General features: G+C 32.1%; 10 protein-coding genes. 6 read left to right on the plus strand and 4 right to left on the minus strand.

What is annotated here, in order from left to right; genetic code table 11:
- Window positions 1-2: 2 nt before the first annotated feature.
- Both M2326_RS08985 and M2326_RS08990 read right to left on the minus strand, forming a co-directional pair.
- Entirely contained in the window at window positions 3-341 is a 339-nt protein-coding gene (locus M2326_RS08985; RefSeq protein WP_264619231.1) for a winged helix-turn-helix domain-containing protein, read from the minus strand.
- A 281-nt stretch (window positions 342-622) separates the two neighbouring features.
- Window positions 623-1792 carry a molybdopterin molybdotransferase MoeA gene (locus M2326_RS08990; RefSeq protein WP_264619232.1) on the minus strand — a complete coding sequence of 390 codons (1170 nt, stop codon included), beginning with the start codon at window positions 1790-1792 and terminating at the stop codon, window positions 623-625.
- 615 nt (window positions 1793-2407) lie between these two features.
- On the opposite strand from M2326_RS08990, the gene M2326_RS08995 reads away from it, so the two are divergent.
- On the plus strand, window positions 2408-7003 hold the full coding sequence (locus M2326_RS08995) for a LamG-like jellyroll fold domain-containing protein (protein ID WP_264619233.1): 4596 nt from the start codon (window positions 2408-2410) through the stop codon (window positions 7001-7003).
- A 352-nt stretch (window positions 7004-7355) separates the two neighbouring features.
- Here the strand turns inward: M2326_RS08995 and M2326_RS09000 are convergent, their stop codons facing one another.
- Entirely contained in the window at window positions 7356-7814 is a 459-nt protein-coding gene (locus tag M2326_RS09000) for a DUF4442 domain-containing protein (RefSeq protein WP_264619234.1), read from the minus strand.
- Window positions 7815-7985: 171 nt separating this feature from the next.
- On the opposite strand from M2326_RS09000, the gene M2326_RS09005 reads away from it, so the two are divergent.
- From M2326_RS09005 to M2326_RS09025, 5 genes are all read left to right on the plus strand, one after another.
- The gene (locus M2326_RS09005; RefSeq protein ID WP_264619235.1) at window positions 7986-8441 is read left to right on the plus strand and encodes a DUF4870 domain-containing protein; all 456 of its coding nucleotides are present in this window, start codon (window positions 7986-7988) and stop codon (window positions 8439-8441) included.
- A 95-nt stretch (window positions 8442-8536) separates the two neighbouring features.
- Window positions 8537-8875: a PadR family transcriptional regulator gene (locus tag M2326_RS09010; RefSeq protein ID WP_264619236.1), complete on the plus strand. Its 339-nt coding sequence runs from the start codon at window positions 8537-8539 to the stop codon at window positions 8873-8875.
- The gene (locus M2326_RS09015; RefSeq protein WP_264619237.1) at window positions 8872-10611 is read left to right on the plus strand and encodes a PspC domain-containing protein; all 1740 of its coding nucleotides are present in this window, start codon (window positions 8872-8874) and stop codon (window positions 10609-10611) included. Before M2326_RS09010 ends, M2326_RS09015 begins: the two co-directional genes overlap by 4 nt.
- 453 nt (window positions 10612-11064) lie before the next feature.
- Window positions 11065-11235 (plus strand): hypothetical protein, encoded by a 171-nt coding sequence (locus tag M2326_RS09020; RefSeq protein ID WP_264619238.1) that lies wholly within the window; start codon window positions 11065-11067, stop codon window positions 11233-11235.
- 145 nt (window positions 11236-11380) lie between these two features.
- The gene (locus M2326_RS09025) at window positions 11381-12214 is read left to right on the plus strand and encodes a DUF2807 domain-containing protein (RefSeq protein ID WP_264619239.1); all 834 of its coding nucleotides are present in this window, start codon (window positions 11381-11383) and stop codon (window positions 12212-12214) included.
- A 93-nt stretch (window positions 12215-12307) separates the two neighbouring features.
- Here the strand turns inward: M2326_RS09025 and trxB are convergent, their stop codons facing one another.
- Window positions 12308-13255: a thioredoxin-disulfide reductase gene (trxB, locus tag M2326_RS09030; RefSeq protein ID WP_264619240.1), complete on the minus strand. Its 948-nt coding sequence runs from the start codon at window positions 13253-13255 to the stop codon at window positions 12308-12310.
- Between the last annotated feature and the right edge of the window lie 316 nt (window positions 13256-13571).

Genomic DNA, 13571 nt, shown 5'->3' on the forward strand with positions numbered 1-13571 from the left:
AACTATAATTTGTGTTTTTTAAATTCATTATCCAAAAACTCCCAACAATTGGAGTTTATACTTTCAAAGGCATTAATTAAAGATTGCCCGTATGGGGTCAAAACGGTTCCGCCTCCTTTGTTCCCGCCAACTTGAGTTTCAATCAAAGGATATTTTGCCGATTTATTGGAAACATCAACCAATTTCCAAGCTTTTTGATAGGACAGATCCATGGCTTTAGCTGCTTTGTTGAGCGAACCTGTTTCGGCTATTAATTTTAATAATTTCACACGGCCTTCACTAATGAGAATCCCATCATCTGTTTCAATCCAGATTTTACTTTTTATTTTCAAAACACGCATTTTACCGTTATACTTTTACAAATATAACGAAATGAATTTTTATAAAAAATTAAAAAAGCCATAACCTTTAAGAGTATAGCTTTAGAAAAAGATGTATTATGTTAAGTTGAACTCAGTAGTTAATTCAAAAGTTATTGAGTTTTATATGGTAAAAATATAATAGAAATCCCTATTATGATTATAGCCAAATTATATTTTTCTAGTTCAAAAAGCTATAGTTCATTCCTAATTATTTGCTTTTTTAAAATCAATAATCAAATACTAATAGTAGTGAATATATCCTAAATCACATATACCTCTACTAAATCACCTTTTGTAAGTTGATAACCTCCATCTTCTACATACATCAATCCATTGGAGGTAGAAAAAGTATTCAACATCGACGAGTTTTGATGAGTTAAAACAGTCACTTCATCTCCTATTATATGTGCTTTTAAAAATTGATTTCGAGCATTACTTACTACAAAATCATGGGTTAATTTTTTGGAAACTGTTTGTCCATATTCTATTGTATACCCCGAAATCATTTGCAATGTAGGCAATACGTATACATAAAAGCATGTAAGGGAAGCAGCAGGATTTCCCGGTAAAGCAAAAATCATTTTATCTTTTAATTTACCAGCAAAAAGTGGTTTTCCAGGTTTTTGTTTAACTTTGTAAAAAAGCCTTTTGACCTTTAAAGTTTCCAATGCTTTTTCCACAAAATCATAATCTCCAACCGAGATACCACCAGATATTAAAATTACATCATTTTCGACTAAAGCATCTGCTATTTTATTTTTGGTGTTTTCAAAATCATCATTCACATAATATACCGTAGTATTTTCATAGAAAGATTCTTGCAATGCAATATCTAACATGATTGAATTACTTTCGTAAATTTTACCATGTTTTAAGGGTAGTCCTGGTAATATTAATTCATTCCCCGTTACTAATATTCCAATTTTTGATTTTTGATATACTAGTACTTCAGTAAATCCTAAGCCAGCCAAAAAACCAATACAAGCTGCATTGAGTAAGGTTCCTTTTTTTAGAGCCAAATCTCCTTTTAAATTTTGCTCTCCAATGGGACGAATATTCATTTGAAATTTAGGTTGCTCCTCTAATGTTAAAGTAGCTCCTGACACCCTTACTTTTTCGATTTGCATCACTGCAGTTGCTGAATCTGGAACAGGAGCCCCTGTGAAAATTTTTACGGCTTGCCCAGCTTTTAAGACCACTTGATGGTCGTCTCCAGCTTTAATTTCACCAATAATTTCATATACTAAACCTTCATGTACTCCTAAAGCAAAGCCGTCCATGGCCGATTGTCTAAAAGGTGGCATGCAAATGGGGGCTATTAAATCTTCGGCTAGAGTGTGTTTTTTAGCTTTCGCTAACGATAGCATTTCTAATTTGGGCTCGGGTAGATTGTTTTTTAAAATTGAAAAAGCTTCTTGAATAGTAATCATAAAATTTATTTTTTTATTCATTTCCAAAAATACAATTCCATAATGGATTTTATAATTGAATATTTATTTAATTACAAAAGGAAAATATTAAAAGTCGATTTTCTAATTTATCTAGCAAATTCTAAACAGTGTCGATTTTTTTAGCCTTAGAAACCTTCCAAACTCCAAACTAAATCTAAGACGAAAAAAGTAAATTTTATTTTTCGATTCTTATAAATCAAGAACTGAGTCGTCGAAAGAAAACTCAAACACTCGTTGTTTATTTTTTTTATATAAAAAACCTGATTTTTTTAACTACTGTACAAGAGCTATTTTTTTTTAATTGTTAAGTATGTTTTAAAAAATTATAAATAGTAGCACTCATTTTAATTTAATATATAATCAAAAAACTTCTAATATTCTTATTAATCTTACCAATATTTAAGTTAGCTGAAAATAATCAAACTACTAAATCACATACTACATACTAGTTATTTAAAATATAAAACCTACAAATTAATAAATAAAACGCATTTCATCGTCTAATAACGTACTTAAATTGTGGTTATTGTTATATTTGAAATTAAAGTGATCGTTCTGAAATAAATATAATGAGTTATACTAAAAATAATTATAATGCACAAAACTACATTATCAACTTATACATCTTTTTCAATTAGTAAATACATTCAAATAATTGTTTTGAATATATTTATTTATTTTATTAGTACATCAAGCGTATTTGCACTGGATGTTACTTCGTACTCCTTTACCGATAGAAAAGAGGGTGGAGCAGCCGTTTCCAATCCCGAAATAAATATTCTAGGAAACACAAACTCTATTGTTGATGGTGACTCTACACCGAGCATTGTAGATTGGACTATATTCGGATCAATGGAGGTAAGTACAGGAGCTATTGTAAAAAAATATACGATCCAAAATACTGGTGCGGGTACTTTGATAATTGGTACTATTACCATTTCTGGAAGAAATGCAAGTGATTTTACGGTTATTAAGAATCCGAGCACTTTAATCCCTGCTAGAGGAAGTTCTACTTTCTCAGTTCGTTTTGACCCTACAACTATAGGTCTAAAAAGGGCTGAAATCTCAATTATAAATAATGATCTAAATGAGAATCCTTATAATTTTGATATCCAAGGAACTGGTATTCAATCTTTTTTTGACAGCGACGGAGATGGTGTTTATGATAATTTTGATATTGATGATGACAATGATGGTATTCTTGATATAACAGAGGAAAATAATTGTAATAGCGTAAATGGACCTAAAGTTGATTATAAATTCCTGAATGAAACTTTTGGTACAGGAGGGAGAACCTCAAATTTTACAACTGCCTATAACGCCACGACTTCCTACTGCTACGAGGATGGAATTGCAGGACCTAATACAACAGAATGTCCTTATCAATCTAGTAAAATTCTTGATGATGGTGAATATACTGTGGTTTCAAAAATCGCAGGAACGACTTCTAGTGATCCAGATAATATTCATGGTGATTTAGCATGGTATAATGGTCTAGATCATACACCTGGAGATACCGATGGAAGAATGGCTGTTTTTAACGCTAGCTTTACTCCTGGTACTTTTTATGAAACAACAATTACAGGGGTCCTTTCAAACCTTCCTATAACCTATAGTTTTTGGGTTCTTAATATAATGGCACAAAGTACATTTCCACGCTCCATCTTACCTAATGTTACTGTCGAGTTCTATGATTTATCAGACAACCTAATTAGTTCTTTCAACACAGGAGATATTGGTAGATGTCCTGGTAGCAAAACAGACAATAGCTGTAGTCTAGGTGTTTGGCAACAATTTACAACAAACGTAAATTTAGGAAATGTAAATGCTTTTACTATTCGATTCAAAAATAATGCTCCTGGTGGTGGTGGTAATGACCTCGCATTAGACGATATATTAATTTCTCAAACACTTTGTGACTTAGATAATGATGGAGTGGCTGATTTATTCGATCTAGATGCCGATAATGATGGTATAGAAGATATTATCGAAGTCGGCTTAGGACATTTAAGCAATTCAAAAGGTAAAATAGATGTCGTTTGGCTAGATACAAATGGAAATGGACTTCATGATAGTGCAGAAACTATTGCTGGACAACCAGCATTAGACTCTGATGGTGATGGAATTCCAAATTATATGGATTTAGACAGTGATAATGATAGTCTTTTTGATGTTGATGAATCAGGTGCAGGTAATAGTAATGCCGTTTTAGGTTATATTAATGGAGATGGTGATATCAATGGAGACGGTGTGGGAGACGGCATTGAATCTGAAACCTTTAGGCTTAAAGATACCAATGGCGATGGTACGACAGAAGGATTTGGTGATGGAATATTAGACATTTATGATTATGGAAGTGGAATTAATGGATACGGAAATTTAGGACAAGGTATAGCAAATATAAACCCTGCTACTACTTTTTTAAAAGATACAGATGGTGACGGAATTCCAGATTATTTGGATGTAAAATCAAACGGAATTACATTTGATATCGCTAATAATAAAGTACTTTATCCAACAAAAATTTTAGATGCTAATAATGATGGTATTTTAGATGGAACTACAGACCTTGATAAAGATGGTATATTAGACATTTTTGACACTAATAATGCTCAATTTGGATCACCAAGAGATATTGACACTAAATTATACCTTAACTTCGATGGTCGAAATGATTATGCCGAAGGGAAACAATTACTTAGTAATCTAGCAAAATCTTCATTAATGGGTTGGGTAAAATTGAATAGTCCTTACAATAAAAATGGGGTAATTATGGGGCAAGATAACTTTAACATCAGTATAAACGATTCTAATAAATTAGTTCTAACTGCTGCAGGCCAAACTATAACATCTACAACTACTTTAGACGAAAACAGGTGGTATCATATTTCTGCCGTTTTTAATGGAACTGCTGCAACAAAACTAAGCCTATATTTGAATGGGAACGAAGTTATTACAACAGATTCTGGAACGTCAACATTAGCTTCGAGTACTGCAAAATTCACAATTGCTAAAAAAGCCACTGCATTCAGCGATTATTTTAATGGCTTTATAGATGAAGTTCGTGTCTTCAATACGGCGCTATCGCAGTCTCAAATTCAAAAAATGATGTGCCAAGAAATAGATGCCAATGGAAGCTTCATTAGGGGAGTTGTCATTCCTAAAGATATAGAATTATCTGTTTGGGCTACCTTGATTGCTTATTACCGTATGGATGTTTACAAAAATGATGTTATAGACGATTATAAAATCCCTGGATTTGACGATAGCGCCACAAACACCAATTTCACTAGAATATATAATGTAAAAAATATTAATTCGCAGTCAGCACCTATGCCGTATATAACCAAAATTGATGGGACAATTGATTCGGCAGTTGATGACCTAACTAATAATTTTATAAAAGGAACGGATGTTTATACTTCTCCAGGAAGTATTGTGAAAATAGTGCATAATGTAACTACGGAATCAAACATGACCAATATAGGAATGTTTGTCAATTCTTCAAGTAGTGTTACTACCAGTAATGATACAAAAATCGGAAATACTTGGTATTTAAAATTAGATGGAAAAATAGACTTAGTCGGTAAATCTCAATTAATTCAAACAACTGAAAGTGATCTAGATTTTACTAGTTCAGGTTTCATAGAGCGTGACCAATTAGGACAAGGAAACAAGTACAATTATAACTATTGGGCTTCGCCAGTAAGCTGTATTAACTCCACTCAAAATAACACAGACCATTGTGCTCAAGATGTCATGAGAGATGGAACCACAACAATACCCCAAAACATCAATTGGATTGACGGTTATGATGGCAACACGAGTACGCCTATAAGTATTGCGAGGTATTGGTTGTACAAATTTGACAATTATTCCAATGCTTATGCTAATTGGGTTCAAATTAATGAAACGGGGAAGGTGAGAGCTGGTCAAGGATTTACAATGAAAGGAAACAATGGTATAAACACAACACAAAATTATACCTTTGTAGGAAAACCAAACAGTGGAACTATTTCAACAAATTCTGTTGGCGCGGACCAACTACTACTTACAGGAAATCCCTATCCTTCATCATTGGATGCTTTTGCTTTCATTAATGACAACCTCACTTCATTTGACGGTAATATCTATTTTTGGGAACACTATACAAATAACAATACCCATATACTAAGAGACTATCAAGGTGGCTATGCTGTGTTAAATCTTATTGGTGGAATACCTGCTAGTTCTGCAATGGTTAGCGGTGGCATAAGTGGATTAGGCGTTAGTTCAAAAGGAAAACCAAATCAATTTATACCCGTAGGACAAGCCTTTTTTGTATTTGGAAAAAGTGGAGGTGGTGGTCCTATTATTTACAAAAATAGTCAAAGGGCTTTTCATAAGGAAAATGAATTGGATAAGTCGAACATGATGTTTAGAGTAAGTACAAGCTCAAAGACAAAAAGCACTTTTGATAATAGTAACGATCCAATTATTGATAATTATAATTACAAAAAAGTTCGTTTGGGATACACATCAGCTGTAAATTTTCACAGACAAGTTTTGCTAGGTTTTATGAACGACAAAGCGACAAGTCTATTAGACGATGGGTATGATGCCTATCTCTTTGATGATTTTCCCAATGATATGACTTTTTTCAACAATGACACGAAACTAGTAATTCAAGGAGAGGGTTATTTTGATAAAAACACTTCAATGCCATTAGCAGTAACAGCAGACCAAACAGGAAAAGTCGTTTTTACAATTGATAGTTTTGAAAACTTTGAAAGTGATGAAAAATTTTACATTCACGATAAAGAGAATAATACTTATAACAACATTACGAATAATCCATACGAAATCATAATTGATCCAGGTGAATATCTTAATCGTTTTGCTTTGACTTTTAACAACATTAATCAAGAGCAAACACTTTCTGTAACAGACTCCAAAACAGAGAATGAATTGATTCTAGTATCGTATGTACATAATAGTACTATTTTGAATATCCAAAATAATACTACGAAATCTATAGTTAAAAATGTACATCTTTATGATGTTGGAGGGAAATTAGTTTCAAATTGGAACACTAGAAAATTATTTCAAGCTACTATTCAATTATCTTTGAACAAGCTAAGTACTGGAGTTTATATTGTAGCACTAGAGACGAACACCGGAAAAATAAGTAAACAAATTATAGTACCTTAAAAGTTAACGTGTTTTTTTTGAAATAGTAATTCATTTTAAAAATTAAATTTGATCTTGAATTAAAAAAAGATGAAAAGATTACTTGCCTTAGTAGTTATCAGCTTATTTACCCTAAGTACTAGTGCTCAAGAAAAAAAAGCTATGCAAAAAAAGTAGACTGTACAAATGCGATGACTGCAAAAAAAGTTGAAGTATGCAAAACCAAATGTAACCCAGAAGGTAAAACTTGCGATGCTACTACAAAAATAAAAAAAGAAGAAAAGAAAACTTGTTGTGCCAAGAAGTTATAACACTATTAAAATCAAAAACGTCTCGAAGTTCGGGACGTTTTTTTATATAGACATTTTTTATGTTATTTTGCTTTTAATCGAATACTCCATTCAAATTCCATTTCTGAAACCTGCACGCCATTTTCATCTGTCCCAATCGATTTCATCCAGAAACTTTGCCCCTCACCTGTTTTGATCGTTTTCTCCAAAGCATCGGCAATTTTATAACCATCAATGCAAACAAATGTTATTCTACCCATTGCTTTTTTTGTAAAAACAGCCTTGTTTTGAGCTACAAGCATCGAAATTTTCTTTCCACTTCCTTTAATATGATTCATAACCAATGCCCCAGTAGTCAACTCTGCCGCCATTGCTTGGGTTGCAAAATACATTGATTTAAAAGGATTTTGATTAATCCAACGATGTTTTACCGTAACAACGCATTGTTGCAAATCTATTTCCTTTACACGCACTCCACTAATAAACGCAGAAGGCAATTTAAAAAACAGAAAGGTGTTGAGTTTTGAGGGAGTAAGTTTCATTATCTGTAGTTTTTATGCTAAAATACAAAAAAATACTACGCATACATATCAATTTTTTACATGTTAACTTTGTGTTAAATATTAGTACTATGCAAAACAAGATACCTTCTTTTAGATATATATTTGCATAAGAAACAACTAGATTAGTTATTCATCTATATAAACAAAAACATGCAAACAAGAAAAGAAAATAATATTGCCGCTATTACTCACCTAAGTGCTTTAGGACAATACATAATACCTTTAGGAAACTTAATCCTTCCATTATTATTATGGAATTATAATAAAAAGGAGTCTACTTTTATAGATAATAATGGGAAACAAGTTCTTAATTTTCAGTTTAGTATTTTACTTTACACTATTGTGCTCCTTTTAGTTATCATTCCTATTGTACTCTTTTCGATTTTCAACAACATAAACCTTGTTGCCGTAGTAGAGAATCATGAATTGATACTACAAAATCTTGATATCGGTCACAACATCAACATTATTACAGTAGCAATTCTAGCACTCTTAATTCTGGCTTCATTAAAAGTAGTCGAATTTGTATACATCTTATATGGAACTCTAAAGGCTTCAAATGGCGAAGCGATTAAGTATCCACTTAGTATTTCATTTTTGAAATGATAAGGAGAACTAGTAAGCTAATTTATCCTTTCTGTCCAAATTATATTTAAAAAAGGAGATAGAGAAACGACAATGACCACTAAAATAAAATAAACATGAATATAGAAAACACAAAAGCACAGATGCGAAAAGGTGTTCTCGAATTTTGCATCTTATCTGTTTTAAAAGAAAAAGATGCCTACACATCTGAAATACTTGACACCTTAAAAAACGCCAAATTATTAGTAGTCGAAGGAACAATTTACCCTTTGCTTACCCGATTAAAAAATGATGGTTTGCTAAGCTACCGCTGGGAAGAATCAACCTCAGGACCGCCTAGAAAATACTATGGCTTAACTGAAGAAGGACAAAAATTTTTGAATGAATTAAATGGCACCTGGACCGAATTATCAGACGCCGTAACGCTAATTACCAATAAAAACACTGCATCATGAATAAAACTGTAAACATAAACCTAGGCGGATTAATATTTCATATCGATGAAGATGCTTATTTGAAATTAACGCGCTATTTTGATGCCATCAAACGTTCTTTGAACAATAGTTCTGAGCAAGACGAAATCATCAAAGATATTGAAATGCGCGTAGCTGAATTGTTCACTGCCAAACAAACTAGCAACAAACAAGTCGTAGGTTTAAAAGAGGTTGACGAGATTATTACTGTTATGGGACAACCTGAGGATTACATAATTGAGGATAATAATCAACCCAATTCAAACAACTACAGCTCCTCCTATTCAAGTAGTAAAAAACTATACCGTGATAAAGATGGAGGAAAGCTGGGTGGTATAGCTTCTGGGCTTGGGTACTACTTTGGAATTGATACTGTTTGGATTCGTGTTATACTTGTTTTACTAGTAGTTGGTGGTTTTGGAACTGGAATTATAGCTTACTTAGTCTTATGGATCGTAATGCCTGAAGCACAGACAACCTCCGAAAAACTAGAGATGAAAGGAGAACCTGTGAATATTTCGAACATCGAAAAAAAAGTCAGAGAAGAATTTGATACCGTTACCAACAAGTTCAAAAATGTTGATTATGATAAATATGGCAATCAGTTTAAAAGCAGTGCTAATAAAATAGGAAATAATTTTAGTGATTTATTGATCACTATCTTCAAATTTATAGCCAAGTTTATCGGGATCATTTTGATTGTTTCCGGACTAGCCATGATCATTATATTTTTGATTGGTGCTTTGACTTTGGGAACAGTCCATTTTAGTGATTTTCCGTTTCATCAATTTATAGCGTCTGGTAATTTTACTGATTATCCAATTTGGGCATTTAGCGCATTGTTCTTTATAGCAATTGCTATTCCAAATTTCTTTGTAATATTGCTCGGTTTCAAACTAGTATCTCCAAATTTTAAATCGATAGGATCAATTACAAAATATATTCTTTTGGCAGTATGGATTATCGCAATTGCAGTACTAATTTCGATAGGACTTAAGCAAGCATCTGCTTTTTCTTTTGATGGTAGAGTAGTAACAAAACAAGAACTTCATTTGAATCTAACTGATACATTAAAAATTAAATTCATACATAATCTTGATTACGCTAAAAGTATAGAGGATAAAACTGACTTCAAAGTATCGCAAGACAGCATAGGTAAAGATATTATTTATTCGAATCAAGTTCGCTTTCGAATTGAAAGTACTGATGCTAAAACAGCTTACCTACAAATAGAAAAAGAAGCGAGAGGAAGTTCCTTATCGGATGCTAAACTACGAGCTGAACAAATTCGATACCATTATTCTATAAAAAACAATCAACTGATATTAGATAATTATTTAATTACAAACATAAAAAACAAATTTAGAGACCAAGAAATTAAAATCACGGTGTATCTCCCAACAAATACTTTATTCAAGGTTGATGCAAGTGCTCAAGATTACAATCACTCCAACGATACTTTTTTTGACCTTAACTATGATTCTGACACCTATATTTATAAAGTTTTTGAATCGAAAGTAAAATGCCTAGATTGTCCAAATAACTTCGACGAAGAGGATGACGACTTTTATGATTCTAAACAAAATAAAGAGGATATCAAATCTATTACTATTAATAAAGACGGTATTACTATACATAAGGATACCCTAACAAATTCAAAAAGAAATAGTGACGAACTTCGCATAAATAGTGATGGAATTATAATAAAAACAAAATAAAAAATTAATACTAATTCATCACGAAAGCTATGCCTCTTTTCTATGTTTACTTCTCATAATATTGTAAAATACTGAGCAACCTAAATACGATTACTGGCAGCAATACAATCACCACGAAGAAAGGGTAATTAAAAAAAATTTACAAGAATTAATGTTATGATTGAATAAACAGATAAATTTCAAGTCATAGTACAAGCAGATGATACTATTCAAGAATCAATCACCACCAAAGTAAAGAACTGTACTACTCACTTGAAGATAATACATCCAAAAAATACGTGTAAATGATCCATGATAATAAATTACACTCTTCGAACGCAGCATCGAACAGCAAATACAAAACAATTAAAAGCAACGCTATTGGCCTAATTTACTCGATTACCACTTTCAATAAACTTAAAAAATAAATACAGCTAAATTAATTATATTACCGCTAGCACAAGTAAGATTACCATGAGCGGAATAACCTTAGAACGTACATACAATATCAAATTCGAACGAGATAGAGCAAAAAACGGGCTAGTAAATATGATTATTACAGAATCGGCAAGCGAATCCTCATTTACAGTAAACCCTATGATAGCATTACAAGCAACCATTTCTAGTGCTAGTAGAACTACCTAAGCAAAAGCACTTAAAAGTTGGATAAAAAATAAGCTCTGATGCAAGTATCGAAATTGATTAAAACATATCTACTAATTAATGTAAAAATCATCAGTCCAAAGCAGATGATTTTTTATATTTGTATAAATTAACATTTAAAATCACAATGAAAAAGGCAGTTACCATATTCCTACTACTCTTGTGCACTAGCATGGGTTTCGCACAAAAAAAAGAAAGAGTCAAAGGATCAAAAGCAGTCACTACAAAGCTAGATAACTTATCTGCTTACAAAAGCTTAGAAGTAAGTGACAACCTTGAAATCTACCTTGAAAAAGGAGAAAATCCGACTTTGAAAATTGAAGCCGACGATAACCTACACGATATCATTTCAACGACAGTAAAGGATAGCATATTATACTTGAGTACTACAAAAGATGCTTATCGTTTCAAAAAACTTACCATCTACCTAACCTATACCAATATTTTAGAACAAGTAATTGCCAGAAATGAATCAATGATAAATGCACTACAAGAATTACAATTGGACACACTGAAAGTAAAAGCATTTAATGAGGCTAAACTTTTTCTTAATGTCAATACCAAAAATTTTATACTTGAAGCAAATGACGAGTCAAAAACAGAATTAAACTTAAAATCCGAAAAAGGAAAAGTAATTCTAAGTCAAACCTCTACCTTGAAATCCTTAGTAAAAACAAATAACTTCACTTGTGACCTCTACCAAAAATCGGTTGCTGAAATTGAAGGAAACACTACCAATGCAAAAATAAGATTGGACAATAATGGAAATTTTACAGGTAAAAAATTCAGTTGTAAAAATATTAATTTGATTGCAGAAAGCTATTCCAACTGTAGTGTCAATGCAGAAACTACTATCTCAATAAGTGCTAACGGCAAATCTGAAATTCAATTATTAGGAAGCCCAAAAATAGAAATCATCAACTTTACAGATGAAGTCAAGTTATTTAAAAAAACAAAATAATGCGTTTTTATTATCTTAAACAAATTCATTAGACAAAAAAATTCCCAATTTATACCGAAATGAATTGGGAATTTTTTTATATAACAAAAGGAATTACTCTTTAGCAGCCAAATATCTTTCAGCATCTAACGCAGCCATACAACCTGTACCTGCAGCAGTAATTGCTTGTCGGTATACATGATCTGCAGCATCACCTGCTACAAATACACCTTCAACATTTGTTTTTGAAGTACCAGGAATACCAATGATATAACCCGTTTCATCAAGATTAAGGAAATCTTTAAAGATATCAGTATTAGGTTTATGCCCAATAGCAACAAAAAATCCTGTAGCTTCAATATCAAAAGTTTCAGCAGTCGTTTTATTCAGAGCTCTAACTCCAGTTACCACTTGTCCGTCTCCTAATACTTCAACGGTATCATGATTCATTAAGATCGTAATATTTTCAGTTTTACGTACACGTTCTTCCATGATTTTAGAAGCTCTAAATTTTTCGCTACGAACTAACATCGTTACTTTTTTACATAATTTAGACAAGTAATGCGCTTCTTCACAAGCTGAATCTCCTGCTCCTACAATAACCACTTCTTGATTTCTATAAAAAAATCCATCACAAACAGCACATGCAGAAACACCCCCACCCATTTGCAAATAATGTTGTTCTGATGATAATCCTAAATATTTTGCAGAAGCTCCAGTTGAAATTATTACACTTTCGCAATGTAGTTCGATTTGATCGTTGATCCATACCCTATGAACACCACCAGAAAAATCTACTTTGGTAGCCCATCCATCACGTACATCAGTACCAAAACGCTCTGCTTGAGCTTGTAATCCAATCATCATTTCAGGGCCAGTAATTCCTTCAGGATTACCTGGCCAGTTTTCTACTTCATTAGTTGTAGTTAATTGTCCTCCAGGTTGCATTCCTTGATATAAAACTGGTTTCATGTTTGCTCTAGCAGCATATATAGCCGCAGTATAGCCCGCTGGCCCAGAACCTATGATGAGGCATTTTATTCTTTCTATTGTATCTGACATAATAATTATAGTTTAATTTAAAAACAGCACAAAAGTAAGTTTTTATAATGAAAAAAAAGAACTAGACTAATCAGTTTTTATTATACTCATATAAACTAGTAAAATTATACTTAGATTCAATTAATAAATACAACATTTGGAAGTTGCGGTTTTGATGATTTTTTTTAGAAAAGAGAAAAGAAAATTAATTCTTTTCCTCTTTAGCTGAATGGTAAATTTTACTCTACTTGCTCCTTGACCAAAAATTGCAAAGTATGAACCAAATTACACAAGAGCAAAGATACATAATAGAAACATTGTTGAATGAGAATTATTC

Origin of the sequence: Flavobacterium psychraerolatum (assembly GCF_025960985.1) — a bacterium.
Taxonomy (GTDB): domain Bacteria; phylum Bacteroidota; class Bacteroidia; order Flavobacteriales; family Flavobacteriaceae; genus Flavobacterium.

Bases quoted from the DNA above. Each gene is read 5' to 3' on its own strand.
- M2326_RS08990 (WP_264619232.1), bottom strand. From the start codon at position 1,792: ATGATTACTATTCAAGAAGCTTTTTCAATTTTAAAAAACAATCTACCC.
- M2326_RS08995 (WP_264619233.1), top strand. From the start codon at position 2,408: ATGCACAAAACTACATTATCAACTTATACATCTTTTTCAATTAGTAAA.
- M2326_RS08985 (WP_264619231.1), bottom strand. From the start codon at position 341: ATGCGTGTTTTGAAAATAAAAAGTAAAATCTGGATTGAAACAGATGAT.
- M2326_RS09010 (WP_264619236.1), top strand. From the start codon at position 8,537: ATGAATATAGAAAACACAAAAGCACAGATGCGAAAAGGTGTTCTCGAA.
- M2326_RS09015 (WP_264619237.1), top strand. From the start codon at position 8,872: ATGAATAAAACTGTAAACATAAACCTAGGCGGATTAATATTTCATATC.
- M2326_RS09000 (WP_264619234.1), bottom strand. From the start codon at position 7,814: ATGAAACTTACTCCCTCAAAACTCAACACCTTTCTGTTTTTTAAATTG.
- M2326_RS09020 (WP_264619238.1), top strand. From the start codon at position 11,065: ATGAGCGGAATAACCTTAGAACGTACATACAATATCAAATTCGAACGA.
- M2326_RS09025 (WP_264619239.1), top strand. From the start codon at position 11,381: ATGAAAAAGGCAGTTACCATATTCCTACTACTCTTGTGCACTAGCATG.
- trxB (WP_264619240.1), bottom strand. From the start codon at position 13,255: ATGTCAGATACAATAGAAAGAATAAAATGCCTCATCATAGGTTCTGGG.
- M2326_RS09005 (WP_264619235.1), top strand. From the start codon at position 7,986: ATGCAAACAAGAAAAGAAAATAATATTGCCGCTATTACTCACCTAAGT.